Genomic DNA, 24,499 nt, shown 5'->3' on the forward strand with positions numbered 1-24,499 from the left:
CCCGGGGCCTTTTGCAGTAAAGGAGACCCATGCGATTCGTTTCGTGGAACGTGAACGGCATCCGCGCCGTGCTGAAGAAGAATTTCCTGGAAGTGTTCGATGCCTTCGACGCCGACATCTTCGCCCTGCAGGAAACCAAGTGCCAGGTAGGCCAGGTGGAGCTGGATCTGCCCGGCTACCACCAGTATTGGAGCGCCGCCGAGAAGAAGGGCTATTCGGGCACCGTGGTGTTCACCCGCGAGGAGCCCCTGCGCGTGCTGCACGGCCTGGGCAACGACTACCTGGATGCCGAGGGGCGCATTGTGGCCTGCGAGTTCCCCGGTTTCTGGTTCGTGGACGTGTACACGCCGAACTCTCAGAACGAGCTGGCCCGCATCGATCACCGCATGGAATGGGACGACGCCTTCCGCGACTTCTGCAAAGGGCTTGAGGCGGGCATCCTGCCGAGCGGCGAGGCGAGCGAGCCGAAGCCCGTGGTGATGTGCGGCGATTTCAACGTGGCCCATCAGGAGATCGATCTGAAGAACCCCGGTCCCAACCGCGGGGCCTCGGGCTTTTCCGACGAGGAGCGCGGGAAGTTCACCGAGCTTTTGGATGCGGGCTTCACCGACACGTTCCGCCTGCTGCATCCCGAGGAGACGGGGCGCTACACCTGGTGGAGCTATCGGTTCCGTGCCCGTTCCACCAACGCGGGATGGCGCATCGACTACTTCCTCGTGAGCGACGCCCTGCGTGACGCGGTGGTGGCCGCGAGCATTTACGACGACGTAGAGGGCTCCGACCACTGCCCCGTTGGCCTCGACCTGGACCTTGCGTAAGGGCGTCTGCGTCTCTCGCGGCTTCAGAGGGAGGGTCGGGCGCTCGTCGCGCCCTCTCGGCTGCGCCCTATCCCGACTGCGCCCTCGTGGTCCCGTAGGGGGCGGCCTTCAGCCCGCCCACCTGCCCCCCCGTCCGTCCGCCAAGCCGCACCCTCTTCCCGTAGGGACGGCCTGAGGGCCACCCGCCGAGCTCGCGGTAGCCGGCCGCGCCCTGTTCCGGCCGCGCGGAACCTCGTTTGAAAGGACCGTCATGTTGCGCATTACCGTTATTGCCGTGGGCAAGCTGAAGGAGAAGTTCTGGACGGCGGCCTGCGACGAGTATCTGAAGCGGCTGCGGCCCTATGCCAAGGTGGCCGTGGCCGAGATCGCGGATGTGGATCCGGCCCGGGCTGGGGGCGTGGAGGCGGCCCGCGACCGCGAGGGCGAGGGCATCCTGGCCGTGGTCCCGGAAGGGGCGCGGGTCATTCTCATGGCCATAGAGGGGAAGCAGCGCTCCAGCGTGGGTTTCTCTCAGCACCTGGACGAGCTGGCCTTGCGCGGGGACAGCGACCTGGCCTTCGTCATCGGCGGCTCGGACGGTGTGAGCGAGGCTGTGCGCGCCCGGGCCGACGAGACCTTCTCCTTCGGTCCCATCACGCTGCCCCACAACCTGGCCCGGGTAGTGCTGCTCGAGCAGATCTACCGCGCCTTCAAGATCTCCCGCGGCGAGCCCTACCACAAGTAGGCACGTATCCCACGCGGTATCCATCTGGCGTGCTGCCCCAAAATGACGATGCGCTCAGTCGCATCGCTCGTTCGGGGCAGCATAAGAGCTTGGATGCCCTTGAAAAGGGGGCGCAGTGGCTCAAATGCACGATGCGCACGGTCGCATCGTCATTTTGGGGCGCGAAAGGCTTGCGGAGGGGGCTGTCTGGCGGCAAAGAAGCCCCGAATGCACGATGCGCGCGGTCGTACCGTGCATTCGGGGCAGTGTCGCGTTGCGAGCCCGTCACTTCGCCACGACCTCCACGGTCACCGCGGCAGGAGCGGGCAGCTCGGCAGTGCAGTGGGGGCAGCGGGTGGCGCCCACGTTGATCTCCTCCAGGCAGAAGGGGCAGGTGGGAGCGTGCTCGATGACTTCCTCGCCCTTGGCGTTCTTGAGGAAGGGCAGCTTCGCCGTGCCGTCTTTCATCTTGTTGAAGGCCTTCACGATCATGAACACCACCCAGGCCACAATGAGGAAGTTGATGATGGCGCTGATGAAGGCCCCGAAGTCGATGCCGTTGGCGGTACCTGCCACGGGGATGGTGAGGCCGGCCACGTCGGTGCCATTGCCCCCGGTGATGAGCTTGATGAGCGGGTTGATGATGTCCTCGGTCAGCGACGTGACGATGGCGGTGAACGCCGCGCCGATGATGATGCCGACGGCCATATCGATCACGTTGCCGCGGTTGATGAATTCCTTGAACTCGGCGAGGAGGCCTTTCATGGGCAGTCCCTTCTCGTGTGATGCCTTCCGTCTTGGTATTATCCCGCTCTTTCGCCGCGCGTCTATAGCGTCGTGATAACATGGCCCCAACCGTTTACAAGGAGTTACGACAACCGTGGATACAGCGAAGATTGAAGCAGGCGTGCGCCTGATTTTGGAAGGTATCGGGGAAGACCCCAACCGCGAGGGTCTGCTGGAAACGCCCGCGCGCGTGGCCCGTATGTACGAGGAAGTGCTCGGGGGCCTGGAAGAAGACCCGTCGCGCCATTTCGACGTGACCTTCGACGAGGGCCACAGCGAGATCGTGCTGGTGGGCGACATCCCCTTCTACAGCATGTGCGAGCACCACTTGGCGCCGTTCTTCGGGCGGGCGCACGTGGCCTACATCCCCGGCGAGGACGGCCGCATCTGCGGCATCTCGAAGCTGGCCCGGCTCGTGGACGGCTTCGCCAAGCGCCCCCAGGTGCAGGAGCGCCTGACCGGCCAGATCGCCGACACCCTGGTGGAGGCGCTCAACCCCGCCGGCGTCATTGTGGTCATCGAGGCGGAGCATTTGTGCATGTCCATGCGCGGCGTGAAGAAGCCCGGCGCGAAGACGACGACCCGCGCCGTCCGCGGCTGCTTTGCGACCGACGCCGACGCCCGTTCCGAGGCCCTGGCGCTTATCTTCCGCTAGGGGTGAAGGGCGCGGGCCGCAGGGCGCGGAGCGCCTCAGGGGAGTGCTTGTCGCCTCTGTCCCCGAGGTGATCTTGCGGGCGTTTCGGATGCCCCGCAGGGCAAGAGCCGGGCCCTTGCCGCCCACGAAGGTAATCGCGCGGCCCTCGGGCCGCCTGAAAGAGAGGAACCATTATGAAGTGCGTCATCTCCGTTCTGGGCAAGGACCGCTCCGGCGTCGTTGCCGCCATCGCCACCGTGCTGGCTGACTGCGGCGCCAACATCGACGACATCTCCCAAACCATCCTCGGCGAGGGCCGCATGTTCTCCATGACCATGATGGTGTCGCTGGATGTGGCCACCGCCGACTTCAATACCGTGCAGGAGCGCCTCACCGTCACCGGCGAGAGCCTCGGCATGCAGGTCCTCATCCAGCGCGAGGACGTCTTCCAAGCCATGTACCAGATCTAGGGCGGGGAGGGCCGTTTCGGCCGCGGACCGCTCCGGTCACGCTTGACGCATCGTGTAGAATAAATATCCAGCGAAAGGAGGAGCTTTATGGCGTCCATCACCGATGTGGCAACGTACATTCTCGAAAACCTCGGAAGCGTTTCTACCATGAAGCTCCAGAAGCTGGCCTTCTACAGCCAGGCCTATCACCTCGTGAATGACGGAGCCCCCCTTTTCCCTGAGGAATTCGAGGCTTGGGCCAATGGGCCTGTGGCGCCGGATCTGTTCCGGAAGCACCGGGGCGAATTCGTCATTTCGAGGGGGTTTTTCGGCCCCCTGGATAGCGGTGCCCTCTCGGAGGCCGAAAAGGCCACCATCGATCACGTACTGAGCCGCCTGAAGGACTGGACGGGCGCCCAGTTGAGCAACCTGACCCACAGCGAAGCGCCGTGGCAGGAGGCTCGCGCAGGGTTGGCGCCCAATGCTCGGTCGACCAGGCCCATCACGAACCATCGCATCAGAACGTTTTACGAGACGAGGCCGCAGGGCAACCCGGTGTTCGCATGGACGGTGTAAGATACTCCAAGATGCAAGTGGGAAGGGCGGGGAAGACGTTGGTTTCCCCGCCCTCTTCATTTGAGGAACAAGCGAGCGCTCTCGCAACGGTCAATTATTGGCGTGAGATTCACGCCGAAGCACTTCAGCGAGCACTTGAGGACATAGAATGTCTCGACAACGTTGATTCGGATGTGCTCGTTGCCGGTCGCATCAAGAAGCTCGCGACCATTATCGACAAACTCAATCGACCAGGTACTCCTTCCGACCTTCAAACGATGTACGATATTGCCGGATGCCGCCTGGTCGTGCCGGATATGGCGGCGCTTGATAGGGTATACAAGGACCTCTCCGGTCTTCCGGCCTTCGATGCCCCCAAGACAAGCCGTCATGACTACATAGCGCATCCAAAGCCCAGCGGTTATCGCGGTCGGCATGTCATTCTGCATTACTGCGATTTGGAATGCGGCCACAAATTATTCGTCGAGGTTCAGTTGCGCACGGCGCTCCAACATGGGTGGGCTACGGCTGTGGAGATGCACGATGTGGCCGTGAAGAGCCGCCTCAAGTTCAACGAAGTGGGTAATCCCGCGGGCCGGTTTTTCAAGAAAGCTGCGCTGTTGATCGCTCAGCTAGAGCAATGGGGAGAAGTTGATGCGGGCGCCATCCGAGAGGTGTCTGCGGGAAGGCCGGAGTTGCCTTTTGCCTTGTCGACGATACAAACGTTGAAAGCAGCTTACAATGCCGTCTGTTTTCTGCCCGATGATTCGGGCGGGGGCGTTTTCGATTACTATCTTGTCGACTTTACCATTGACGAGCAGACGCTTGAACTTACCAAACTTGATTCGGTGGCGGCTCTCGTAACGTACTTTGAGGAAGAGGGCTCCGCTCGCGGTGAGAGTCACGATCTGGTTCTCACGAGGGGGAGCTCTGAGGAGCGCCTCGCCAAGCTGTACCCGAATTACTTTGGCGATATTTCCGAGTTTGTTGGACTGATCGAGAAGCATCTGGATGTTTTTGCGTGATGCGGGGATCTCTATAGTTTTGTCAACTCTGTTTAACTCGTCTTGCGCAAGGGCACCGAGGCGCACAAGAAGCTGGCGAACCGGCCTGCAAATTGGCATCTCGAATCACAGCCGCTCTCTCCGATGCTCATTGGCGTGGCGTTTTGGTTTTTCCCACGATGGTAGAATGTCCGTCATGGTACGAAGTGCCGCTGAGGCAAGCGAGGTATTTGAAGCATGACGCGAATCTATACGTGCAACACCCCCATAGAGGCCGATCTGATGGATGCATTCTGCTGGCTGCAGAAAGGGTTTACCGATCAGTTCGTGTACTACGACAAGGAGCGGGCCTGCCGGTACATGGGGCTCGGGCGCTGCATCGCCTTGGCGAGTATGCGGGATGTGGAATACGAGTACGGCACCGGTGCCGGATCGCAGCCGTATTTCGAGGCGGCGAAGCCGAATGCCCTCGATCCGGCTATCAGGCGCATGGGGGAGTTTCTCGATGCGGCCTTCTCGGGAGTGCATTCCCGCGCGGGCCATGCCGACGAGCAGCCGCCGGTGTTCTTCTCGTTCAACCGCTTCGACGGCACCAACCCCGCACCGGCCGACGACCTCATGGCCTCCTTTCCGCAGCTGCGGTTCATGCTGCCGGAAATCGTGCTCATCGAGAACGAGCGCGGCCGGTTTCTCCAGGTGAACTCCTTGGGGCCGGTGTACCCCGGTCGCGTGGCCCGCTTCCAGCGCCTCGTGGCCGCTGCGCCCCGCCGCGAGGCCGCATTCGTTCCCGTGACGGTGGAGTCCGATTCCCGCGCAACCTGGCAGAGCGAGATGGACGCGGCGCTGGCCGCCATCGCCGAGGGCCGCGTGTCGAAGGTGGTGCTCTCGCGGCGCCAGCGCGTCGTGGCCGCGTGCCCCTTCTCGTCGAAGGACCTGCTCGTGAATCTCATCGACGGCGACGCTCGCGGCACGGTGCTGCTGTATCGCTACGCCGACGTGTTCTTCTGCGGTTGCACGCCCGAGCTGCTCGTTCGCAAGCAGGGCGACCACGTGGAATCCATGTGCCTGGCCGGCACCTGCCCGGTCGGTGCCACGCCCGAAGAATCGCAGGTCCTGGCCGAGGAGCTGATGGCCGATTCCAAGAACCGCGCCGAGCACGATTACGTGGTGCAGCTCATCCGCAACGTACTCGATCGCGTCTGCTACGCCGTGGACGTGCCCGCCACGCCCGAAATTATGCGCTTGGCTCACGTGCAGCACCTGTTCACGCCGGCCCGGGCCCGGGTGCTCGCCGGCGTGACCCTGGCCGATCTCATGGAGGACTTGCATCCCACCCCGGCCGTGGCCGGTGCGCCGGTGGGCGAGGCGCGCATGCTGCTGCGGGAGATCGAGCCCTATAACCGCGGCTTTTTCGCCGGCGCCTGCGGCTTCGTGGATGGGGAAGGCGACGGCGAGTTCTCCGTGGCCCTGCGCACCGGCGTCTTCGACGGTGAAATGGGCTGGGTTTACGGTGGTTGCGGCATCGTGGCCGAAAGCGATGCCGAGGCGGAGTATCATGAGATCGACCTCAAGCTGCGCACCATCCTGTCGGCCTTCGGAAAGGATGCCCTGTGACCCCGACCCACCAGACCGATACCGCCCTGTTCGTGGCGGCCTTCTTCGACGAGATGACCCGTTGGGGCGTGCGCGACGTGGTGGTGAGTCCCGGATCGCGCTCGACGGCCCTGGCCATGGCGGCCTACGAGCTGTCCTGCCGCCGCCCCCACGACCTGCGGCTTTTCGTGGATATCGACGAGCGCGGCGCCTCCTTCCTCGCTTTGGGTATGGCGAAGGCGAGCGGGCGGCCCGTGGCCCTCGTGTGCACGTCGGGCACGGCCCTGGCGAACTACTACCCGGCCGTGATCGAGGCCTCTACCTCCCGCGTGCCCCTCATTGTGCTGTCGGCCGATCGGCCGCCGCAGCTGCAAGGGCTCGGCGCCCCCCAGACCACCGATCAGCTGAAAGCCTACGGCGATCAGGTGCGCGCCTTCCGCGCCATGCCCCTGCCGGCCGGCCGCGACCGCGATATCGCCTTCGCCCGCCAGGCGGCCCGCGAGGCGGTGCTGGCGGCCCTTGGCCCCTCGGCCACCGTGGCCGACGACCTGGCCGTGGGCGGCCTGCGCCCGGGCTTCGACAACTTCGGCGAGCTGGCGAACTACGATCCGAACCTCCAGGTGGCCGCGCGGGCCTCAGGTCACTATGCCGGTCCCGTGCACCTGAACTTCCCCCTGGCCGCACCCTTGAAGCCCGATTTCCCCGGCGCTGACATGCAGGCGGCGCTGCGCGGGGCCCGCGACTGCTTCTCGTTGGGGGCCCGGGCGGTCATGCCCGCGCGCCGCAAGGGCGGCGACGCAACGGCACTGACCGTAGGGCCGCTGCTCGGATCCACGGGCCAGCTGTCTGCTGCGGGGGTGGCCGCCATTGAAGAGGCCTTGCGCAAGCGTCCCACCCTCGTGCTCGTGGGCGAGGGGGCCTGCGAGACCCTGGCCGAGGCCGAGGAGATCGTGGCCTGGGCGCGCCGCTGGTCGTTCCCGCTTTTGGCCGACCCGCTCTCGGGCCTGCGCTCGCTCGACGAGCCTCTCGTCATCGACAACTACGACAACCTCTGCCGCCACGGTGCCTGCCCGCGCCCCGAGGTGGTCATCCGCTTCGGCCGCTATCCGGTGTCGAAGGCGACCACGGCCTTCCTCGAGAAGGTGCGTCCGCTCTCCATCGTGGTGGACGTGGCCGAGACGCGCGACTTCAGCCTGGCCACCGATGTGTTCGTGGGCACCACGCCCCTCGGCTTCGTGCGCAGTCCCTGGCACGGCGAGGGCCGCAAGGCGCAGCGGAATTTCGCCGACGCCTGGGTGGCCGCCAACGACGAGGCGCGCCTGCGGGTGCTCGCGGTGGAGAAGGCCGGCGAGGTGGAGGGCGCCTACGTGCGCGCCCTGCTGGAGCTGATTCCCGAGGGATCGTGCCTGTTCTCGGCCAACTCCATGCCCATTCGCGCCCTGGATACGTTCTATCTGAAGGACGGGAAGCCCATCGCGGTAATGGCGAATCGGGGTCAGAACGGCATCGACGGCGTGGTGTCCACGGCTTTGGGCGCGGCCCAGCACTTCGCCCAGACCACGTTCCTCACCGGCGACTTCACCCTGCTGCACGATTTGAACGCCCTAGCTTTGCAGCGGGAGATCAAGCATGTCCACGGGCACCCCGGGGAAGGGGAGGCCACTGGGTCGGCAGCCCTCGCTGCGGCCGGGATGACAGGGGCCGACGAGGTGAGCGAGAGGGCGGCGGCCGCTCCCGCCTCGCGCCGGGGAGCCCATGCTGCCCCGCGCGATCCCGATGCCACGGTGGCCTTCGACCCCATCACCGATGGCGCGCTGGTCGGCGACGGCGCTGGAGACGCCCTGGCCGTTGCCGCCGGGGATGCGGCGGCCCTGGGCGACGGCGAGTCTGAGCCGGCCGCACCTTCCACCGTCATCGTGCTTCTGAACAACAACGGCGGGGCTATCTTCGATATGCTGCCCCAGGCCTCCGACGACCCCTACTTCGAGCGCCTGTTCCTGGCGCCCCAGGACGTGGACTTCCAGGCGGCGGCCGATGCCTTCATGGTGCCCTCGGCCCGCGTGGGCTCCGTGGAGGAGTTTCGCGAGGCCTACGCCGGCTTCCTGGGACACCCGGGCATCAGCCTCATCGAGGTGCAGCTGCCCTTGCGCGGCATCCGCGACCGTTACGCTCCCTACCAGGCCTAGGCGGCCGCACGGTGCGAGGGGAGGAGAGCGCGGCGCCGGAAGAGCGGCGGAAGGCTCCGGCAGCTGGACTGGGCTGGCGGAAGGAGTCGGTCGCGGGGCGGCCGGAGAAGGCCCCGATCATCCTGCTGCACGGATTCGCCCAAACCCCCGCATCGTGGGATGGGGTGGCCCGGATTTTGCAAGGGCAGGGTTGGCGCACCTATGCCCCGAACCTGTTTGAGCCGGAGAGCGGCCTTGCCCTTCGTGCATGCGACTGCGGGGAAGAGTTGACGGCGCTTGGCGACGCGGCTCACGACCGAGCCGGCGGCCCAACGGGCGATCTGGCCGGCGACCCGGCTCGTGACGTCGCCGACAGTCCGACCGGCGATCCGATCAACCATCCGATCGCAGACAAGCCGACCAGCGATCCGGTTAGCCGCCCGACCAGCGATCCGGTTAGCCGCCCGACTAGCCACTCGATCGCCGATCCCCTCGCTTCTATGGGGGCGGTGTGCGACCGTGTGGCCGCTATTGTGCGCCTGGTGGCCGCGGCCGAGGGTGCCCCGGTGCTCGCCGGCTACTCCATGGGCGGCCGCATCGCCGCCGAGACGATGGTGCGCCACCCCGGCCTTCCCCTGGCAGGGCTCGTGCTGGAAAGCGCCGGGCTCGGTCCGGCCGACGATGCGGCCCGCGCGGCGCTGGCACGGCGCAACGGTGAATGGGCCGCACGGCTGCGCGAGGGAGGCGTGGCGGCCTTCATGGACTGGTGGGAGACGCTGCCCCTGTTCGCCACCCAGCGGGAGCTGCCCCCGGCCACCCGCGTTGCCATCCGCGCCGATCGCGAGGCCCATGGTGCCGAGACTCTCGCTCGTTCCCTGGAGGCTTGGGGTGCGCACCACCAGGCGGCGGAAAGCGAGACTGTGGCCGCTCTCGCCCAAATGCAAGTGGCCGGTCGTCCAGTTCTCTATTTGGCGGGGTCTCGCGACGAGAAATACGCTGCCCTCGCCGTCCGCGTTCGCGCTGCCGGTCTTCCTGCCAGGCTCGTGGAGGGTGCTGGTCACAACGTTCACTTGGAAAAGCCCGAGGTATTCTCAAGGGCCGTTGCGCAGCTTGCGGGGGCACCCCCTTCGGGTCCTTCGCCCTCGTAGTGCGCGACGCTGGCGGGACTGGAGCTGTTTTCTGGCTTGGAATTCACGACCTTGGTCCCAAAACGGAGCAAAAGGACACACGTTGTAAGACACGTACAGGGGAAATGCCCCTGCTGTAATACAGCAGAGCTGTTTTTGGCTGTTTTTCTGCTGCCGAAGGGGCCAAGGTCGTCAATTCCAAGCCAGAAAGCGCAGGGGGAGCCCTTCGCTGAAATAATGACCCGCAAACCTTCTTTATTGTGCTAAAGTAGCGGCCATGAATTTCGTGCAGGGACATAAAGGCGGCATGGACGACGCGGCGTTGGCCGTGGCCAGCCAGCATATTGCCCAGCAGTCGTGCGGCGTGGTGGCCTGCGCTCTCATGAGCGCGCACAAGGCCGCCCAGTGCATCGCCGAGGCTGCCCGCGCTGTGGCCAGCCAGCACTTGGCCCAGCAGTCCCCGCGCGAGGTCTCCCCACAATTTGAGTTCCGATACCAATAGCACACGGGTTTTCGCCCGTGGCTATTTTTTTGTAGCCGGGGGCGAAAAGTCGTGTGCGCCTTGCGTGTCGGCCTCGCATAGAGGGGTCGCGGGCGGCCGGGGCACTTGGCCGCCGCATCGGGTCGCGTACCTGCGGGGACAGGCGGGTGACCGGCAATATTCGCGCGTTTGAGAAAGAGGAGAGACATGATCGCGAAAATCCTTTTGGTCGTGGCCTTCGTGGCCGTGGCCGTGGCGGTGGGCATCTACTGTCGCAGGCACACCGGTACAGTGGACGGATTCATTCTGGGCGGCCGCAACGTGGGCCCGTGGATGAGCGCCTTCGCCTACGGTACCAGCTACTTCTCGGCTGTGGTGTTCGTGGGCTACGCGGGCCAGTTCGGCTTCAAGTACGGCATCTCGGCCACCTGGGCCGGCATCGGCAACGCTCTTTTGGGCTCGCTGCTCGCCTGGTGGATCTTGGGTCCCCGCACCCGCGAGATCACGCACCGGCTGGGCGCGTCCACCATGCCCGAGTTCTTCGGCAAGCGCTACGATTCCCGGGCCCTGCGCATTGCGGCGGCAGCTATCATCTTCGTGTTTCTCATTCCCTATACCGCGAGCGTCTACAACGGCCTATCGCGCCTGTTCGGCATGGCCTTCGCGCTGCCCTACGACGCCTGCGTCATTGGCATGGCGGTGGTCACCTGCATCTACGTGGTGCTCGGCGGCTACATGGCCACGGTCATGAACGACTTCATCCAGGGCATCGTCATGCTGCTCGGCATCATCGCCGTCATCGTGGCGGTCATCCTGAACAACGGCGGCTTCTCCGAGGCCATCGTGTCCCTCTCCCAGATTCCCGCCGAGGGAAGCGCCATGCAGGGGCCCTTCGTCAGCTTCTTCGGACCCGACCTGTTCAACCTGCTCGGCGTGGTCATCCTCACGTCGCTCGGTACCTGGGGCCTGCCCCAGATGGTGCAGAAGTTCTACGCCATCAAGACCGGTCCCGCCATCAAGCAGGGCGCCATCATCTCCACCCTGTTCGCCTTCGTGGTGGCCGGCGGCTCCTACTTCCTCGGCGGCTTCGGGCGCCTCTACGAGGACCAGATCGAGTACGCGGCCAACGGCACGCCGGTGTACGACTCCATCATTCCCACCATGCTGTCCACCTTGCCCGACGTGCTCATCGGCCTGGTGATCGTGCTCGTGCTGTCGGCGTCCATGTCCACGCTGTCGTCGCTTGTGCTTACGTCGTCGTCCACCCTGACCATCGACTTCATCAAGGGCAACCTCATCAAGGACATGTCCGAGAAGCGGCAGCTGACCTGGATGCGCGGGCTGCTCGTGGTGTTCATCGCCATCTCGGCGGTCATCGCCCTGTTCCAGTACCATTCCAGCGTGGTGTTCATCGCTCAGCTCATGGGCTACTCCTGGGGCGCTCTGGCCGGCTCGTTCCTCGGTCCTTTCCTGTGGGGTCTGTACTCGGGGCGCATCTCCAAGGCGAGTGTGTGGTGCTCCTTCGCCGTGGGCGTGGGGCTCACGGCCGTGAACATGGGCCTGGCGCTGTCGGGCGGCGTGCCCCTCATCGCGAGCCCCATCAACTGCGGCGCCCTGTGCATGCTTATCTCTCTGGCCATCGTGCCGCTGGTGAGCCTTGTCACGCCGGCGGTGCCCTTCCAGATCAAGCCGCCTACGGCCGAAGGCGCTACCGACCGCGAGTTCGAGCGCGAGCTCGCGCAGGAGGAGCTCGCCAGCGCTAACGCCGGAGCCGCTGCCGACGTGTAAGAGCGGCGTGCGGAAATATCTTCTCGTGGGGAACGCCGGGTCTGCGGATTCGGTGTTCCTGTTGTCGGCGGCCGCCGCGGGAGGGGAAGCGCCCGGGGCGGCGACCCTGCGCGAGCGGGGCCTGCAAGCCAGAAGGTGCGCGAGCAGGGGGGTGCCGGGCGAACGGCTTGCCGCCCCCGCTCGCACACGTACATGCTCTCAGCGCTGTTTGCGGAAAGAGCGCGTCGGGCCAGTTGGACTCGGCGCGCCGCTATATCTCGTTCGTCATGGCGCAGGGAGGCACGATCATGGGTATGAAGTCGGGCTTCGTGTTCCAGTACACATCGACGAGCACCTCGTCGGCTGGCTCGGTCATGCCGCTGGCGCACCAATCCATGAATAGGTTCGTGCAGCTGTACACGTAAGCGTCGATGAATGCCTTGCGCGGGTCGTCGGCAGGGGGCTCGTCGGTGTGGAACACGAGCTTGTAGTAGCCGCTCTTCAACATGCGGACATGGGTTTCATGGAAGTTGTTCTGGCCCCGATGATGGGGCAGCTGGCTGAAGAACGCCTTATGTTCGCGGGCGAAATCGAGAGATTTGAACGACCCCTCTCGCGTGTTGAAGATGTCGTAGTTCTCCTCAAAGTGGTACACGAACACGAAGGCGATAAGGTCGTTGATGTCGCGGAAGTTGTTGTAGAAGGTCTGGCGTGCCGTATGTGTTTCCCGAAGGATGTCGGTGACGGTAATCTTGTTGATGGATTTCGTCTCGCACAGTTTGAAAAGCGCCTTCACATAGCGCCTCTTTGCCGATGTGGCCCCTTGCTCCTCCACGGGCATCCTGCCTCCCGGTTCCCTTTTTCCCTCTCGCTAAAGTATAGAGTAAGCTGGTCTTATGCCATGCAGGCAAATGGGGCTGCTCTCTAGACAATTGGGGATGAACTGTCTATTGATGCCCGCATTTTCGGGTGCGTACAATGCGGCTATCGCGCCCGGCGAACAAGGGGAGGGCGCCTGTGGAGGAAAAGGAGGAACCCCATGAACAAGGAAGAACTGGAGGCTCTGAACGACGAGATCATGCCCAACGGCGTGCGCCGTCGCGATTTCCTGAAGGGAGTGGCCGCGGTGGGCATGGGAGCGTTTCCGCTGGCCATGCTTCTCGCGGGGTGCAACAGCAACCAGGGCGCCTCGGCCGGCGGCACCCCCGAGGCCGACGCGCTAGCTGGAACCGGTACGCCGGAGGCTGCGCAGGAGGGCCTGTCGTCGTCCTTCGGCAACTGGGTCGACCCTTCCAAGAGCGATAGCCTCATGGAGCAAGTCATGGCCGAGACCGAGGAGGTGTCCGATGCCATCTGCCCCGACGGCACCGTCATCCCCGCTGTGTTCGTGAAGCTGCGCAACCGCATCAACCGCATCGGCCAGGGCATCGGCTCCATTCCGGATGAGACCGGCTACCAGATGATCATGTACCTGTGGTCCGAGGAGGATGCCGAGAACTACCTGAAGATGCCGTTGCACCGCATGTTCACCACGGGCGACTACAAGGCGCTCACCGGCTGGGATGAGGAGAAGTGCCAGCAGATTCTCGACGACCAGGCCGACCGCAACCTCATTTGGCGCACCAACCGCGGTGGGCTGCCCCACTACGCGCTTATTCCCTATATCAACGGGTTCTGGGAGTTCAACGAGCTGAAGGCCTACTATTCCGGTATCGAGGGGGCGGTGACCGAGTTCGATATCCAAGGCATCCGCGGCATGGATCCCAACGGCGAGAGCGGCAGCACCTTCCCGCTGTTCCGCACGTATCCCATCAGCGTCGATGTGGTGGCCGAGGATGAGCTGCAGCCCTATCAGGACTGGCGTGCGCTCATCAAGCGCAACAAGAACATCACGGTGTCCCCCTGCCAATGCCGCACGCAGTGGGATGCCCTGGGCGTTCCGCATCCCGACGAGCACCCGCACCGCACGTGCCTGTCGCTGGGCGATATGGCCGAGTACTTCATGGAGACGGGCATCGGCGAGCAGATCACCCAGGAGGAGGCCATCGAGATCGTCGAGGACGTCATCGACAAGGGCATGGTGGTGGAATCCATTTGCGCGAAGAACGCCGACATCATTTGCTGCTGCCACTCTGAGAGCTGCGGTAACCTCATGGCGTGGCGCGGCCAGAATGGCGCGGGCGACCAGCGCAAGTATTTCAGCGCCTACACTCTCAACTACAACGGCGATGTCTGCATCAAGTGCGGCAAGTGCATTGAGCGCTGCCCCATGCACTCCATCACCTTCGGCGACGACGGGCTGTGCGCGATGGACGACGCCTGCGTCCGCTGCGGTCAGTGCGTGCCCGTTTGCCCGGCCGAGGCGCGCATCCTCTCGGCCACGGAAGGCTATCCCGATCTGCCCGAGGATTACGTGGACTGCAACCGCTACTTCGCTAAGGACCGCGTCGCACGTGGCCAGTTGGTCGACTTCACCGGTGGCGAGTTGGCGGCTGCTCCGGCGCCCGAGGCCTAAGCGGCCGGGGCGGCTGAAATTCTGGAGTAGCGGCCTTTCGAGGCGTCTATCATGGCGGGGCGTCGCGTCGTCGGCGCCCCCGCTGACGTTTCCGCGGGCACTTTAACCGGGCCGCTGCAGCAGGCGAGGGGGGACTATGCACGAGATGGCGCTGGTGCGCAATATCATGGAAGTGGTGGTTGAGGAGGCCGAAGCCGCCGGGGCGGCCGAGGTGACGGCGGTCCATCTCGATGTGGGCGAAGGCCGCGACATCGTGATCGAGCTGTTCGAGAGCCTCTTCCAGTTCCTCGCTCGCGGCACGGTGGCCGAGAATGCGCGGGTCGTCATCAACGCGACGCCCTATCGGGTGCGTTGCAACCAGTGCGGTGAGGAGTTCCACCTCGACTTCAAGGATCGCCTCTCCCAGACCTGCCTTGGCTGCGGGGCCGACCGCGACTATACGCTCATCAGCGGAAACGAGCTCTGCATCAACAAGATAGAGGCTATTCCGCGAACGTAACGGCCGCCTGTTTTGCCCTCCCTGAAAGCGCCGAGCCCGCGGGCCCGGCGCTTTTTGTGTGCCCTGCGGTGTGCGAAGTGGACAAAAAGGCATAGTTCTCGTAGTTTTCGACGCCTCTGCTGTCAGGCCGGACGAATTTCACCTGGAAAACGTCTCACGTGCACGGAAGGGGGCCGACTTGGGCTACGAGAACCGTGCCTTTTTGTCCCTCGGAAGTTGCGTCTCAGGGAGCGTTTGCGCTACCGCTTTGCCGTCGATGTGCCGAAACTCGGCTCCGAGTCTCGAACGGGTCCCTCAGGGGCCAGGGCGGTCTGGGCCAGCTCCTCCAGGGCCCGCTTGCCCGACACGCCGAGCTTCTCGTAGATGTGAGAGGCGTGGGACTTCGCCGTGCCCTCGGAAATGGTGAGCTTTGCCGCGATGCCGCGCATGCTCTCGCCCTCCGCGATGAGGCCGAGCACCTCCTCCTCGCGCGGCGATAGGCGATGCTGGGTTGCCATGGTTTGAATCCACGCGCGGCGCCTCTCCTTGCCGGCGAGGTCTTCCGCGAGGGCGCCGGCCTCGGCGAAGGAGACGCCCCAATGTTGCGCCAGGCCCCGGCGGTTGAGGAGCAGGGCCGCCGCCGCGAGGGAGATGACCACGAGGGCGATATTGAGGGCAATGTGGAAGGCGGGGAGCGATCCGAATGGGGAGGCGACGAGGGCCGCTCCTGCGGTAGAGCCGACGAATTCGGCGCCCATGCTGGTGCATTCGGTGATAGAGAACAACCACACGGCCGATATGCCGAAGCGACGCGAGATGTCGCAAAGCGTCGCATCCACGAAAAAGTACGACAGCAGGACGGCAGCGCTGAGGCACACGCCCATGACGAGCGGCCCCATGAGCGAGGAGAGCGAGACGAGGGCGAGGCTCGCCACCATGAGGGCCGGCGGCAGCTTCTGCACGGCTCCGAAGGAGATGCGATCGCTCAGGCCGAGCAGCCCGACCCAGAGGATCCCTGCGACCACGAAGGTGGTGAGGCTCGAGTTGACCCCGACTATCTCGGACATGTGCATACCCGAAAGACCCGAGGCGAACCCGTAGAGCGTCATGACCGCCACCACCCGCCAGGGAACCGTGCGGCGTCCCGTGGCCCGCAGGGGCGCGAGCATGACGTGGGCCTGGGCCCGACATAGACAGGCGATGCTGGCGAAGGGCAGCAGCACGAGGGCCGCAGCCTGGTAGGCCGGATACAAGCCGTTGAGCAGGAACACCAGCACTGGGGCGGCGGCGTAGGAGCCCGTGAGGCCGATGAGCACCTTGAAGGGGGTGAGCCCCGCGTACAACTCGCTCCACATGAGGACCATCAGGGTGGCTCCCAGGGCCGCAGCGGCCGTCAGAGGGCCGCTGGCCGCGGTCAGGTCGGGCATGGCCAAGGAAGCGGCGCTCGCCAGGGCATAGGCCCCCATGAGCACTGGGCACAATCGCTGGGCCCAGCGCCGAGGGCAGAGGGGCGAAAGGCGGCCGGCAAGGGGGATAACGAAGGCGAAGGCGGCAAGCATGACCAGATCGAACAGCCGGTGATCGGTCGTCGCCGAGAAGGGAACGGCTCCGTTGGGGGCGACGAACGACAGGTTCATCCATGCGCGCCACAGGGCCAACCCGAAGAATGGCAGGGGGAGTGTGCTCTTGACGCGCTGCGCCCACCAGTGCCCGCGCGATAGGATTCTCATATGTTTCCCCTGTTCAGTGAAAAGGTTGAGGCAAGGTTGATAAGGTTCAACCTCTGTTTCTCCCAAGATTATAGACCGTCGAATCGTCCCTTGGCAAAATGCGGGCCATCGGTGATGAGGGTTGCCGATGGGGCGCATGGAGACGCCCGGCGACCGAGTCTCGGTCGCATTCGCCAAAGAATCTGGAAAGGGAGGACGGGCTATGACTACGAACATGAATCGTCGATCGTTCTTGAAGGGCGGCGCGCTGCTGGGCGGTGCACTGGCCGCTGCCGGGCTCGCGGGATGCGCCCCGCAGGAGAAGGGGCCTGAGGCCGCCAGCGGTGCGGCTCTCGGTGCCACGGGGGACGCCACGCCCCGCTTTATGATCGCCCCCGAGCCCATCACCGAGTTTGCTAACACCTACGATCACGGCATCGTCGTGGTGGGCGGCGGCGTGGCCGGCGTGTCGGCCGTCATGGCGGCGGCCGAGGACGGGGCCGACGTGGCGCTCGTTCAGAAGCAGGCGACTCCCGAGTCGTCGGGCAACATGGCTGCCAGCGTCACCCCCGAGGTGCCCGAGGCGGCGAAGTCCGCTCTGGTGAGCTTCCTCATCGAGCGCAGCAACCACCGCTCCAAGCGCGAGCTCGTGCAGGCCTGGGCCGATAACTCCTACGATGCCATCACCTGGTTCGCCGAGAAGACCTCCGCGGCCGGCATTGAGGTGAACGAGGGCGAGCCCGAGGCCGAGCGCGACATCACCGTGAACGGTTACGAGGTGCATCTGCATGCCAACACCTACTTCGGCATTGGCCACGACGAGGTGGTAAAGGCCCTGGCCGACGCCATGGAGACCCTGGGCGCCCAGTGCTTCTACAATAGTCCCGCCGTGCAGCTTGTTCAGGATGAGAGCGGCCGTATCACCGGCGTGGTAGCTCAGAACGCCGAGGGCGGCTACGACCTGCACAATGCCTCGGTGGGTGTGGTGCTGGCCTGTGGAGCCTATGAGACCGATGAGGAGATGGTGGCATACTACAGCCCCGACTCCGTAGTGCTCGGCACGGGTATGCCCGGCCGCGATGGCGACGGCCACAAGATGGCGCTGTGGGTGGGCGGCCAGATGGAGCCCGCGCCCCACGCCATGATGGTGCATGATTGGCGCGTCTGCCGCGCCGACGCCCCCTTCCTCATGGTGAACTGCGCCGGCGAGCGCTTTATGGCCGAGGGTCCGAAACAGGGCTACATCAACAAGTACCTGCGCCCCTTCATCAAGCAGTACGGCGATGTGGCGCACACCGCCTACACCTTGGTGGATGCCAAGTGGCAGGACCAGTGGAAGGCCTGGCACGAGGAAGACCCCACCATCGACGCCCATAATGTAGCGTGGTACTTCGAGGGCAACACCTGGGCCGAGTGCGTGGAGGCCATGCACGCCGACCCCGACGCCGAGGGCTGGGATGTGGATCCCGCGGCGCTGGAGAAGACCGTGGCTCGCTACAACGAGCTGGCCGCCAAGGGCGCCGATGACGATTTCGGCAAGAACCCCAAGTACCTCCAGGCCTTGGACACTCCGCCCTTCGCCATCATCCCCCGCAGCTTCGACGGCTCCCTGCCCATGGGCGGCATCATCGTGAACGCCGACAACATGGTGCTCGACGCGAATGACGAGCCTATCGAGGGCCTCTATGCGGTGGGCAACAATGCCGGCCCCTTCTACGGCGGCACCGACTACCCCATGGACGTGCTCGGTCTGTCCATCGGCCGAGCCATCACCAACGGCTACTGCGCCGGCAAGTTCCTGGCGGAGAAGTAGCGGCCCCTTACCCTCCCCTGAAAGCGCCGAGCCCGCGGGCTCGGCGCTTTTGCGCATTCCGTGGCCCTTTTCCCTTACCAACTCGGATATACTTATGTCCATCTGTCATACCGAGCGTCCGGGGGATTGCGGGGAAGGGCGCCAGCGGAAGGAGAGTTATGGAAGGATTCGATCTCATCGCCACGGGGCTGTGGTCCATCGTGCCGCCGATTCTGGCACTGGTCCTGGCTCTTATCACCAAGGAGGTGTACTCCTCGCTGACCGTGGGCGTCTTTACGGGCATGGTGATCTACCAGTTCACGCTGAACGGCGCCGGTGGCGAGCAGCTGGTGGCCTCGTTCACCATGGTGCCCCAGATGATGGCCGAGCAAATTGCCGGCAACGGGGCGCTGTTGCTGTTCCTTGCGCTTTTGGGGGCGCTCACCGTGGTCATCGCCACGGCCGGCGGTTCCCGGGCTTACGCGGAATGGGTGACCACCCACGTGAAGAACGCCCGGGCTGCCTCCATCCTCACGGCGCTTCTGGGCATCATCATCTTCGTGGACGACTACTTCAACTGCCTCACCGTGGGTGCCGTCATGCGCCCGGTGACCGACAAGTTCAAGGTCAGCCATGAGAAGCTCGCCTGGATCATCGACTCCACGGCGGCCCCGGTCTGCATCATCGCGCCGGTGTCCTCGTGGGCCGTGGCCGTGGGCGGCTACATGGGCGAGGACGGCTTCAACACCTTTGTGGCCTCCATCCCCTACAACTTCTACGCGCTGCTCACCATCTTCTTCGTGTTCTTCATGCTGTTCATCCAGAAGGACTTCGGCCCCATGGCGGCTGCTCAGGCCGCGGCCGACGATCGCATTCCGGCGGCCGGCTCGAAGCTGGAGGCCGTATCCTTGGCCCGCATCGCCGATAAGGCCCAGGTCGATCTGGAGGGCGCTCCCAATATCCCCACGGTGGTGACCGAGGAGGGCGACATCGACGATGCGGCCGCCGGCGCCATCGAGGAGTACAAGGGCCTCAACATCTCCGATCGCGGCACCATTTGGGACCTCATCGTGCCCATTCTCGTGCTCATCGTGTTCTCCATCCTGGGCATGATGTACATGGGTGGCTTCTTCAGCGGCGTCGACTTCGCCACGGCTGTGGGCGAGAACCCGGTCATGGGCCTGTGCATCGGCGCGGTGGTGGCCCTGTGCGTGGCGGCTGCCATGTTCCTGCCGCGCAAGCTCATGAACCTCGGCGGCTTCGTGGAGGCCATGTCCGAGGGCGTGCGCTCTATGATCGGCGCCATCATGATCCTCGTGCTGGCCTGGTCCCTCGGCGGCTGCTGCCGCTACCTGCTGGGCACCGGTGAGTTCGTGTCCGGCTTCCTGAACGGCCTGGGTGTGGGCCTCGATCTTCTGCCCGCGGTCATCTTCCTCGTGGCGGCGTTCATCGGGTTCGCCATGGGCACCAGCTGGGGCACTATCGCGCTCATCCTGCCCATCATCATCGGCGTGTTCGATGCAAGCGACCCGCTGTTCCTCGTGGCTGTGGGCTCGGCTCTGGCCGGCGCGGTGTACGGCGACCACATCTCGCCCATCTCCGACACTACCATCCTGTCCTCGGCCGGTGCCAAGTGCAACCACCTGCGCCACGTGGCCACGCAGATTCCCTATGCCACTCTGGTCATGGTCATCTGCTTCGTGGGCTACATCATCGCCGGTATCACCAAGACGCCGTGGATCTCCCTGGGTCTGGGCCTCGTGCTCATCGTGGTGGCCGTGCTCGTGCTCACCAAGATGGAGGCGAAGCGGGCTGCTGCCGAGAAGTAGGCTGCCTGGCGGGTTTCCTCGTTTCCCGCGAACGCGAAAAAGGCTCCCTGCGGGGAGCCTTTTTCGTGGAGTGATTCGGACTGAGCTGGGGGCGGCCGCGGGCGGCCCCGCGGGCGGCCTGCGTTCCCGACACTGACCCAAATCATGAAAAAGCCCCTGTTTGGGGGCTTTTTCTGTGGGTGATTACGGAAGCGGCGCGGTCCTAGGCCGCGGCAGCGGCCTCGGCGAGCAGGCGCTGGCTCTCGGCGATGAGGCGCCCGGCCAGGAATTCCTTGCCCATCTTCTCGTCGCGGGAGCAGTCGAGCAGCATCTCCAAGGTGATGCTGTCGAAGTAGGCGTCGTAGCCGTCGAGCACCAGGTCGTAGGCGCGCTTGATGCCCTGGACCATGGGAGCGCCGGCGCGATCCTTGCGGCGGGCGCGCGTGGTGTCCTTGGCGTCGTCGTCCAGGGCGTTCACCACTTGCAGCAGCGTGATCTTCGAGGGTTCCTTTGCCAGACGGTAGCCGCCGTGCTTGCCCGGGCGCGCCTCGATGATGCCGGCGTTGCGCAGCAGCTGCGCGAGCTGAATGAGATAGTCGCGGGGGATGGACATATCCTGGGCGATATCCTTCGACGAGCAGGTTTGGCCCTGCGCGGCCAGATACAAAACGGCACGCAGTCCATAATCGGTTGATGCTTTGAGTTGCACTGCAGCCTCCTAACGGGTCGACACCTCGGGGCTTGCAGCGTGCGCCGCATCGACGGCCGCATCCGACGAACCGCCGGTGCGCGTCACCCCAGGTGTGTCGGAGGGCGGTCTTCTTGCCTTCCGACACTTGCAGTATGCGATGGGCGGCCCGCTAATACAAGGGATGTACCAAACGATGAGCGCACCGATTCGCATACGTTGCCGCCACGTTGAAATCGCTGCCGATTTCGCAGGCAGAGGGAGTTCGCGCCGGCACGATGCCGCGGGAGGGGCGCCGTGCCGGGGTTCGCGCCAAGAAGGGGGTGCTTTGCTGCGCCCGCGCTCCGTCAGGCAGGCGCTAGGCCAGACCCATCACCTGCATGACCAAGAGCACCGCAGTCAGCGCCGCCACCACACCCACGGTGGCCCACAGCAGCACCTTCGACACGCGGCGTGAGCGGTACGCGCCCATGATGCGCTTGTCGGCCGAGATGATGGCCATAAACGCCAGCAGGATGGGCAAAATGACGCCGTTGACGAACTGAGCCGTCAGCATCATGGCCAAGAGGTTCACATCGGGCAGGAGCACCACGATGGCCGAGAATGCGATCACGAAGGTGAAGATGGATTTGAACGTGGGGGCCTCGCGCCACTTGAACGACACGCCGGCTTCCCAGCCGAAGGCCTCGCAGATGACGAAGGCCGTGGTCAGCGGCAGCACGCAGGCCGCCAGAAACGATGCGGCGATGAGGCCCACCGCGAACAGGGCCTCGGCGTAGGGGCCGGCGAAGGGGGCCAGGGCCGCGGCGGCGTCGGCGGCCGAGTCGATGGAGATGCCCGCGGGGAAGAGCACCGCGCCTGTGGTCACGATGATGAACCAGGCCACGATGCAAGCGGCGATAGTGCCCGAGACGGCATCCACCCGCTGGGAGAACAGATCCTTGGTCGTGAGGCCCTTCTCCACCACATTGCTCTGGGTGAAGAACATCATCCAGGGGGCGATGGTGGTGCCGATCATGGCGATGACGAGCGAGATGAATCCCACATCGCCCACCACGGCGGGCACCACGGTGTCGTGGGCCGCCTCGGCCCAGTTCGGCTGGGCCAGAAACGCCGCTACGATATAGGTGATGAACACAAGCGACAGGGCCAGAAACACGTTCTGCACCCGCTTGTAGGAGCCGCCGACCACGAGCAGCCACACGGCCAGGGCCGCCACGGGCACCGAGATGTACTTCGACACGCCGAACATCTCCATACCGCTGGCGATGCCGGCGAATTCCGAGAAGGTGGTGGCCACGTTGCCAACGAGCAGGGCCAGCATGGCGAAGGCCGCAAGCCGGATGCCGAAGCGCTCGCGGATGAGGGCCGCGAATCCCTTGCCGGTGACCGCCCCCATGCGCCCGGCCGTGGTCTCCACCACGATGAGCAGCACGCACATGATGGGGATGACCCACAGCGTGCCGAAACCGAAATTGGCGCCGGCCGTGGAGTAGGTGGAGATGCCGCCGGCGTCGTTGCCGGCCATGGCCGTAATGATGCCCGGACCCATGGCCGCCAGGATGAGCAGTAAACGGCTGGGCGCGCGCTTGGCGCCGACGCCCGGCTGCTCGCTGGCGGGAATGCCGGTCTCGGCCAGCTCGGAGGCGGCCCGGGCCATCTCGCGCTCGTTGGCGGTGAGGGACGGGGCCGCCGCAGCACTGGTCGTCTCGCGCTTCTTCGCATTCACGGATATCGCCTCCCTTGCCTAGTAGCGCAGGCCGCCGATATGCAGCGAGCCGGCCAGTTGCAGCAGGATAAGGGAGTACAGGAACAGCCCCAGCAGCACCGCCACGGTAATGCCGGCGATGGACAGGGCGCTCATCTTCGTCTTGTCGCTGGCCACGTCGTCCTCGATGGCATCCCAGGCGTCGTCGGTGGTGACGATGCCGAGCAGGGTGCCGTGCTCGTCTACCACGGGCATGGCGGGAATGTCGTACTTGAAGATGTCGGCGGCCACGTCCTCCTCCTCTTCGGAGGGCAGGCAGCTGATGATCTCGTCGTACATGATGTCGCCCATGAGCCGGTCGGCGTTGAAGAGAACGAGGGTGCGCAGGGAATTCACGCCGAGCAGCTTGCCATACTCGTCGGTGACGTACACATAGTGCACCGTGGGGTGGTCGTCGGGCAGGGCGCGCAGCACCTCGATGGTGTCGCCCACGGTATAGGTGCGGGGCACGGCCACGAACTGGGTGGTCATCATGCCGCCGGCGGTGCCGTCCTTGTAGCCGAGCAGACGGCGAATCTCTGCAGCGTCCTCCACGCCCATGAGGCGCAGCAGCGTCTCGGCCTTCTCGTAGGGAAGGTCGCGCACGATGTCGGCGGCATCATCCGGGTCCATGTTGCCGATAAGCTCGGCGGCCTTGGCATCGGGCAAATCGTCGATGAACTCGGCCTGGTACTCGTCTTCCATCTCGGAGATGGCCTCGGTGGCCCGGGCGTCGTCCAAATGCTCGAACACGCTGGCGCGCTGCTGGGGATCCAGCTGCTCTAAGATGTCGGCCACGTCGGCGGGGTGCAGCTCGTCCAAGCGGCGGTGGGTCACCGACAGCTGCACTTCCGACAGGTCGCGGTCGAGCAGGTCCATGTAGTTCCAGGCGATGAGCTGCTCGTCCACCTTCTTATGGAACAGCTTCGCCACGTTTACCACGGCCCGCTCGATCACGGGATGCAGCCCGCGCAGGATGCCGCGCACGCCCACCTCGGCACCGAGCAGCCGCAGCTGGGTGCCCGATTGGGACAGCTTCAGGTCGTTCACGCGCACGACCTTCATGCCCTGGGTGTCCACGATTTGGCGGTCCATCAGGTCGCGGGCCAGCAGCACCTCGTCGGGCTGCAGGTAGCTGAAACGGATGTCGTGGGCATCCACGGACAGCGTGATGCCGTCCTCGTCGAAGGTGTCGACGTATTTGCGCCACGAGATCATGAAGGGCACGCGCCCGGGGCCCTGGAAGGCCAGGCTCGTGATGCGCGGGAAGACCTCGCCCGTGGAAATGGCCAGGTCGGAAATGGTGCCGAGGCGCTCGCCGGTCGCATCGACGACGGGCTCCCCGATCATTTGGGACAGATAGAGCATAGATGTTCCTCCGTTGGCGAGCGCTGGGAGGAATGGGCAAACGGGGCGCTTACCGCGCTGCCTGCCACAGGGGCCCAGCGCACAGTAGTCGTTTCTTCCGACTACCGCCACGGGGAAGGAGCCGGAAGGTTACATACTGTGAGGTTTCGATTTTCGAACCTTCACGGTGTTCCTTTCTGGTCGGCCTACAAAAAAACCGCTCGAAAGCGGTTCATGATGCAAAGTGGTGCGCCGTGAGGGATTCGAACCCCCGACGTACTGATTCGTAGTCAGTCCCTCTATCCAGCTGAGGTAACGGCGCACTTCAAAACA

The 24,499-nt window shown here is 64.8% G+C and carries 21 protein-coding genes and 1 tRNA gene; 15 read left to right on the forward strand and 7 right to left on the reverse strand.

Translation table 11 applies throughout. From position 1 onward, the window contains the following. Positions 1-29 precede the first annotated feature (29 nt). Positions 30-818 (forward strand): exodeoxyribonuclease III, encoded by a 789-nt coding sequence (locus AAK988_RS09160; RefSeq protein WP_369880646.1) that lies wholly within the window; start codon positions 30-32, stop codon positions 816-818. 250 nt (positions 819-1,068) lie between these two features. Further along, positions 1,069-1,542, forward strand: coding sequence for a 23S rRNA (pseudouridine(1915)-N(3))-methyltransferase RlmH (rlmH, locus tag AAK988_RS09165; RefSeq protein ID WP_369873624.1), 474 nt, complete (start codon positions 1,069-1,071; stop codon positions 1,540-1,542). Positions 1,543-1,806: 264 nt separating this feature from the next. On the opposite strand, the gene mscL is transcribed toward rlmH, so the two are convergent. Next, positions 1,807-2,286, reverse strand: a complete 480-nt coding sequence (mscL, locus tag AAK988_RS09170) for a large conductance mechanosensitive channel protein MscL (protein WP_028026051.1) — start codon at positions 2,284-2,286, stop codon at positions 1,807-1,809. A gap of 115 nt (positions 2,287-2,401) precedes the next feature. On the opposite strand from mscL, the gene folE reads away from it, so the two are divergent. The 9 genes from folE (at position 2,402) to AAK988_RS09215 (ending at position 12,103) form a co-directional block, all read left to right on the forward strand. Beyond that, positions 2,402-2,962 (forward strand): GTP cyclohydrolase I FolE, encoded by a 561-nt coding sequence (folE, locus tag AAK988_RS09175; protein ID WP_135970548.1) that lies wholly within the window; start codon positions 2,402-2,404, stop codon positions 2,960-2,962. Positions 2,963-3,135: 173 nt separating this feature from the next. After that, on the forward strand, positions 3,136-3,411 hold the full coding sequence (locus AAK988_RS09180) for an ACT domain-containing protein (protein ID WP_135970547.1): 276 nt from the start codon (positions 3,136-3,138) through the stop codon (positions 3,409-3,411). Between the two features lie 87 nt (positions 3,412-3,498). Further along, on the forward strand, positions 3,499-3,966 hold the full coding sequence (locus AAK988_RS09185) for a Panacea domain-containing protein (protein ID WP_369873625.1): 468 nt from the start codon (positions 3,499-3,501) through the stop codon (positions 3,964-3,966). A gap of 11 nt (positions 3,967-3,977) precedes the next feature. Then, positions 3,978-4,970, forward strand: a complete 993-nt coding sequence (locus AAK988_RS09190) for a RelA/SpoT domain-containing protein (protein WP_369873626.1) — start codon at positions 3,978-3,980, stop codon at positions 4,968-4,970. 216 nt (positions 4,971-5,186) lie between these two features. Continuing rightward, positions 5,187-6,563, forward strand: a complete 1,377-nt coding sequence (locus AAK988_RS09195) for an isochorismate synthase (protein WP_369873627.1) — start codon at positions 5,187-5,189, stop codon at positions 6,561-6,563. Continuing rightward, entirely contained in the window at positions 6,560-8,728 is a 2,169-nt protein-coding gene (gene menD, locus AAK988_RS09200; RefSeq protein WP_369880647.1) for a 2-succinyl-5-enolpyruvyl-6-hydroxy-3-cyclohexene-1-carboxylate synthase, read from the forward strand. The genes AAK988_RS09195 and menD overlap by 4 nt, the downstream gene beginning before the upstream one ends. Before the next feature lie 11 nt (positions 8,729-8,739). Next, positions 8,740-9,855 (forward strand): alpha/beta fold hydrolase, encoded by a 1,116-nt coding sequence (locus tag AAK988_RS09205; protein WP_369873629.1) that lies wholly within the window; start codon positions 8,740-8,742, stop codon positions 9,853-9,855. 256 nt (positions 9,856-10,111) lie between these two features. Further along, a complete protein-coding gene (locus AAK988_RS09210; protein ID WP_289636057.1) occupies positions 10,112-10,336 on the forward strand; it encodes a hypothetical protein in 225 nt (74 codons plus the stop codon). Positions 10,337-10,522: 186 nt separating this feature from the next. Further along, positions 10,523-12,103, forward strand: coding sequence for a sodium:solute symporter family protein (locus AAK988_RS09215; RefSeq protein ID WP_369873630.1), 1,581 nt, complete (start codon positions 10,523-10,525; stop codon positions 12,101-12,103). Between the two features lie 250 nt (positions 12,104-12,353). Here AAK988_RS09215 and AAK988_RS09220 read toward each other — a convergent pair whose 3' ends face one another. Continuing rightward, entirely contained in the window at positions 12,354-12,878 is a 525-nt protein-coding gene (locus AAK988_RS09220; RefSeq protein WP_136436033.1) for a TetR/AcrR family transcriptional regulator C-terminal domain-containing protein, read from the reverse strand. A gap of 243 nt (positions 12,879-13,121) precedes the next feature. Here AAK988_RS09220 and AAK988_RS09225 point away from each other — a divergent pair, with 243 nt between their 5' ends. Then, positions 13,122-14,597 carry a 4Fe-4S binding protein gene (locus AAK988_RS09225; RefSeq protein WP_369880648.1) on the forward strand — a complete coding sequence of 492 codons (1,476 nt, stop codon included), beginning with the start codon at positions 13,122-13,124 and terminating at the stop codon, positions 14,595-14,597. Between the two features lie 136 nt (positions 14,598-14,733). After that, on the forward strand, positions 14,734-15,096 hold the full coding sequence (locus AAK988_RS09230) for a hydrogenase maturation nickel metallochaperone HypA (protein ID WP_150840300.1): 363 nt from the start codon (positions 14,734-14,736) through the stop codon (positions 15,094-15,096). A 239-nt stretch (positions 15,097-15,335) separates the two neighbouring features. Here AAK988_RS09230 and AAK988_RS09235 read toward each other — a convergent pair whose 3' ends face one another. Further along, positions 15,336-16,712, reverse strand: coding sequence for a helix-turn-helix transcriptional regulator (locus AAK988_RS09235; RefSeq protein ID WP_369880649.1), 1,377 nt, complete (start codon positions 16,710-16,712; stop codon positions 15,336-15,338). A gap of 295 nt (positions 16,713-17,007) precedes the next feature. Between AAK988_RS09235 and AAK988_RS09240 the strand changes: the two genes are divergently transcribed. Then, positions 17,008-18,597 carry an FAD-dependent oxidoreductase gene (locus AAK988_RS09240; protein WP_369880650.1) on the forward strand — a complete coding sequence of 530 codons (1,590 nt, stop codon included), beginning with the start codon at positions 17,008-17,010 and terminating at the stop codon, positions 18,595-18,597. Positions 18,598-18,755: 158 nt separating this feature from the next. After that, positions 18,756-20,405 (forward strand): Na+/H+ antiporter NhaC family protein, encoded by a 1,650-nt coding sequence (locus AAK988_RS09245; RefSeq protein WP_016309866.1) that lies wholly within the window; start codon positions 18,756-18,758, stop codon positions 20,403-20,405. A 202-nt stretch (positions 20,406-20,607) separates the two neighbouring features. On the opposite strand, the gene AAK988_RS09250 is transcribed toward AAK988_RS09245, so the two are convergent. The 4 genes from AAK988_RS09250 to AAK988_RS09265 form a co-directional block, all read right to left on the reverse strand. Then, positions 20,608-21,093, reverse strand: coding sequence for an Rrf2 family transcriptional regulator (locus AAK988_RS09250; protein ID WP_016309865.1), 486 nt, complete (start codon positions 21,091-21,093; stop codon positions 20,608-20,610). A gap of 337 nt (positions 21,094-21,430) precedes the next feature. Beyond that, a complete protein-coding gene (locus AAK988_RS09255; RefSeq protein WP_369873631.1) occupies positions 21,431-22,801 on the reverse strand; it encodes an NRAMP family divalent metal transporter in 1,371 nt (456 codons plus the stop codon). 18 nt (positions 22,802-22,819) lie between these two features. Next, a complete protein-coding gene (locus tag AAK988_RS09260) occupies positions 22,820-24,187 on the reverse strand; it encodes a magnesium transporter (RefSeq protein WP_369880651.1) in 1,368 nt (455 codons plus the stop codon). Between the two features lie 224 nt (positions 24,188-24,411). Next, a tRNA-Arg gene (locus AAK988_RS09265) sits at positions 24,412-24,488 on the reverse strand. Positions 24,489-24,499: the final 11 nt, after the last annotated feature.

The organism is Adlercreutzia muris (assembly GCF_041223505.1).
Lineage (GTDB): Bacteria > Actinomycetota > Coriobacteriia > Coriobacteriales > Eggerthellaceae > Adlercreutzia > Adlercreutzia muris.